This window comes from Microcoleus sp. Pol10D4 (assembly GCF_036701555.1).
Lineage (GTDB): Bacteria > Cyanobacteriota > Cyanobacteriia > Cyanobacteriales > Microcoleaceae > Microcoleus.
The window spans coordinates 1-3641 of the sequence record NZ_JAUBRA010000149.1; the positions used below are offsets into that span (position 1 = coordinate 1).

General features: G+C 48.8%; 5 protein-coding genes and 2 pseudogenes. All 7 read right to left on the reverse strand.

The window, feature by feature from the left end; genetic code table 11:
* A pseudogene (locus QUA36_RS30905) lies at positions 1-1343 on the reverse strand (hypothetical protein); the annotation flags it as partial.
* A 133-nt stretch (positions 1344-1476) separates the two neighbouring features.
* Positions 1477-1752, reverse strand: a complete 276-nt coding sequence (locus QUA36_RS30910) for a hypothetical protein (RefSeq protein WP_333460128.1) — start codon at positions 1750-1752, stop codon at positions 1477-1479.
* 310 nt (positions 1753-2062) lie between these two features.
* Complete coding sequence (locus QUA36_RS30915) at positions 2063-2335, reverse strand: hypothetical protein (RefSeq protein ID WP_333460129.1); 273 nt, start codon at positions 2333-2335, stop codon at positions 2063-2065.
* Entirely contained in the window at positions 2328-2915 is a 588-nt protein-coding gene (locus QUA36_RS30920; protein WP_333460130.1) for a hypothetical protein, read from the reverse strand. The genes QUA36_RS30915 and QUA36_RS30920 overlap by 8 nt, the downstream gene beginning before the upstream one ends.
* Positions 2906-3169, reverse strand: coding sequence for a hypothetical protein (locus QUA36_RS30925; protein WP_333460131.1), 264 nt, complete (start codon positions 3167-3169; stop codon positions 2906-2908). The genes QUA36_RS30920 and QUA36_RS30925 overlap by 10 nt, the downstream gene beginning before the upstream one ends.
* On the reverse strand, positions 3169-3390 hold the full coding sequence (locus tag QUA36_RS30930; RefSeq protein WP_333460132.1) for a hypothetical protein: 222 nt from the start codon (positions 3388-3390) through the stop codon (positions 3169-3171). The genes QUA36_RS30925 and QUA36_RS30930 overlap by 1 nt, the downstream gene beginning before the upstream one ends.
* Positions 3390-3641: pseudogene (locus QUA36_RS30935) on the reverse strand (hypothetical protein); the annotation flags it as partial. The gene QUA36_RS30930 and the pseudogene QUA36_RS30935, both read right to left, overlap by 1 nt.

Here is a 3641-nt window from a genome sequence, read left to right on the forward strand (position 1 = left end):
TTCAACGCAGCAGCAGCAGTCCGCAAAAATACCTCACGCTGCGACGGCTCCAAGCATTCCAGAAGGCGATCGCAATCTGTCGGGTCTATGTCGGGGTCATACTTGCAGCCGACATAGGTATAGACATGGTTAGGGTCATGTGGCACAAGCGAGTGAGAGCCGTCAGGATTAATCTTTACCACCCCTTCAGAGGAGTTCAATCCATCAGGATTGATGGTGTTAGGGTCTACGGCCACAGCTAAGACCATACAGTTGTAGACCTCGTTAGCACTGGCAGAGTTAAAACGATTGCAGCGATATTTCCCCTTCACAAATTCAGAGTAAGTGCTCAACCAATCAAGAATGCGCCGCTTCTCGGTAGCTTCCGATCGCAGTTCGTAATGAGTCCCGGTGAATTCAAAAAGCTGCCCCGCTATGGATACCCAGGGCGTGTCAGAGTACAGCGCCTCAATGGCTTTATGCACGTAGTTTTGCTCTGGAGTCGGCGCGGTGTCTGGGATGTAGTCGATTAAACTACTGTCATACTTCTGGCATACTACTTCTTCTCGCGTGCGCGGGTGAGGAGTAAGAAAATTTAGTATGTCTTGAGTATTGAGTCTTTCGCTGTCAATCCAGTCTTTGACATCTAATCCCTGACTTTTTGGCAAATTGTCCCAAGCTCCAGATTCGGGGTAACAGTAGAGCCACATTGCGTCGGTGAAGTGCTGGGAAACTTTAGCCGCATCCTCAACTCCGGGTATGTCACGGTCGGGACAAATAACAACTTTCGCGCCCTGCAAATCGCTTGTGTCAGTGATTCGCCATTTACCCATACCGCCGATGCTGGTGGTAGCGGCCAAACCTAAATCCCGAATTGCATCCGCACACGACTCGCCGTCAACGATGAAAATCCAGTCGCCGTTTGCGATCGCCTTTTGGACATCGGCACGGCGGTAGACCGGGATGCTGGCACGTTCAACCTTGCCCAAACCCATCACCCAGTCATTTTTATCTTTGTCCCAGTGCTGCTGCTTGATATCCTTCTTGTGTCCGTCGCCGAAATCAACCCGCCGTACCCTGACAAGTGGGGAGCCGTCGCGGTCTGGATATTCCCAATAGCGGGTTTGAGCGGGGCGGATGGCTTTCTTTTCTTGGACTGGGGCGTAGTAAAAATGACCGTCCTGATCGGATTTAGTAGTCACTTCCCAGCCAGTAGCGGGCGGTTGGTCGCGGTTACAGACTGACAAATCACCGATCGAATAACACCAGTCAGGTTTACCGCAGTGGGGGCAAGGGCTGTCTTTGGTTACACGGATAAGCTTACGGGCACTTGGTTTTTGTCCGTTGATTGAGTTATTATTCATAGTAAGTCGGCCTCATTGCCGAGGTGAATTTGACCAAAGACCGCTGACGACAGGTTCCAATTGCTGGCAGCGGTTTTTTGGCGTTTACTTTTTGAAAATTTAGAGCTAGACAGGTGGAACCGCTCCGCAAACTTTAGTAAGCGGACGCAGCTAGACTGTCAGAGCGACTGACACCTATCAAGCCATTGCAGAATTTCGGGATGAGGCTTAGGGCTTTTAGCAGTTGAGTCAAAAGATGTAAATGCCCTGCAACCGCCAGAAAGCTTGCACCCGCCGTGTACTCAGTTACAAGCGCACAAATTCTTTGAGGATTAAACCTCGCACAGTATTTAACAAACCAGCGCAGCCACCAACGCCAAAGTCGGCGTTCTTCTAGAATTTCTTGTGGTGTGAGTGGGCGGTTGTCCATCTGAAAATTTTAGTATTTTTCGTTGTGCCAGAGCTATTCCTCAGTGGTGCGGGCAAAGTTTAAAAAAACTTAATGTGCCCGAAACCTATTAGGTTTCCGCGCGCGTTATACACAAAAATGCGGATGTAGGGCGAACCTTAAATGCCTTATCCACTGGCGGTTTTGGTCATATACGCAAAATCGAAACCTATAGGTTTTAGCTTTTATTCGTCACTACTGTTTTTTGGGATTTTTTTTGTGCTAGCGGGTATCACTCAGCCCGGTGACGCGGCAGGGAGGCAGACCGTATCAGCCCCTCCCTTGTTGGCCGCTACCGATCGCCCTGACCTCCCAAAACTGCATCCCACGGTCGAGGTTGTGGTTCCCCTGGTGTTGGCGGAACTGCTACCCCAAGTTGAGGTAATTGCAGGTCATTGAGGTAGTAAGCGTACTGATTGCTATCCCCTCGTTGCGGGTAATACTTGCCGTTAGTTTTCCAAAAGAAATCTTTACCTCGCAAAACAGCCAGAACTAGCTCTATTTCTGACTTAGTGCCAGTCAATCTTAGGGCTGCTGCTGTTGGTACATTCGGCTGTCTAGTCATCACCTTCCCCCTTCACAAACGGCATCAAAAATTCATACTCAGCCTTCGCGTCCCGGTAGGATTGGCTACTGCCGGCTGACACTCCCCAAACTTCTTTAAGGATTTTATTCTTGCCAGTGATACCCTTCGCGTGACATTGCAGAATCAGTTCGATTTGTTCGCGCTGCTTGGTGGATAAATTCACTACTGCGAGTTCGCCAGAATCGCCAGAAGTTTTATTCAGTAACAGTTCTAGTGATTCTCTTATCGAATCGAGTTCTGCCTCTTGTTCGTCGGTTCGTTCGTTTATTGCCAGAATTTGTTCTGCTTCCTGTTGTCTTTGTTTCTGAGAAATGTATACGCTTGTCGAGATTTCATCCACCACATCGGCGGTGATTGCCCGCTCTTTAATTGCCTCAATCTCCCCTTGTTCTGACAGTTTGCGAGCGATGTTACCCGCTGACACTGCACAAGCAATCGCAGCACACAAGCTGACACCTTGCAGTGCTTTGTGAGTGTCTAGCTTTTTGTCTAGTGCTGCTAGTGGAGTCAACCAAAGCACGACAGAGGATGCACTCAAAACAAACAGTTTTAGCTGCATAGAAACACCCCCAAACCAATCAGCAGCATCGCTAAACCGCCGATTAAAACAGCCTGTAAGTCAGCCACTGAAATCTTGAGCATCTTACTCAGGGAATAGTCAAGCAACCAACTCAATCCCCAAGCAATCGCAATTGCTGCTAACAAGAATAAAACGGCTTTCATTGCCATCGGATGCAGACTCGCTATCCATCCCAAAAGGGAGAAAGCGACGCATCCGGCAACGAAGTAGTTTGCCAGATACATCGCTTTCATTATTTCTTACCTCCTAGCACTGCATCCCACGGGCGAGGCTGTGGAGTCGGTACGGCGGGGGGACGAAAATTCTTCAAGGTATAGGAGCATCGGTTGCGCTCAAAAGGGGAATTGCTTATTTCCGTATAGTAGGAAAGCTCGAACGTGAATCCGTTAGCTCGTAAAGCTGCTACCAATTTCTTCACTTCTTTTTTGTTGCCAGCAATCCACATATATTCCATTAGCTTGCACCTCCCGTCAGCTTGGCTTTAATCGCATCAATCCGAGTTCTGGCATCGCTGTCAGCCTTGTCAATCCCTAAACCCAGTCGGGCATAGCCGGGACGCAAACTGTGCAAGTGCTTAGCTAGTCGAGTGTCTGAGCGTTTTTTACCCAGCTCATTATCGGCGACAACACCCTCATATTTGCGGTGTTCTTTATGAACTGTTTTGTCTGCAACTTCAATTTTTCCTAGTGCTTTGTAAGCGCGTTT